Raw genomic sequence first — 255 nt, forward strand, 5'->3', positions numbered from 1 at the left:
AATATAGAGAAAATAAAATACTCGCCACAAAAAACACTACAGAGAATATTAGTGAAAATGCTAACGTTTGATTTTCTAATCTATTTAATAAAACTAATATGCCAATACCAATGAATATATGGCTTACATAGTGAGTTAATGTTAATTGTCCTGTTTTAATAAGTGATTTTGTAAACCAATGTCCAGCGAACATTTCCGCAATATAAATAGAAGAAACTATGATAAATAACGCTGAAGAGGAATTAGATAAAATAT

The 255-nt window shown here is 27.1% G+C and carries 1 pseudogene; it reads right to left on the reverse strand.

Annotated features, from left to right (window positions below):
- Positions 1-255: pseudogene (locus tag V7014_RS27110) on the reverse strand (DUF418 domain-containing protein); the annotation flags it as partial.

Origin of the sequence: Bacillus sp. JJ722 (genome assembly GCF_036963345.1) — a bacterium.
Taxonomy (GTDB): Bacteria; Bacillota; Bacilli; order Bacillales; family DSM-1321; genus Bacillus_AD.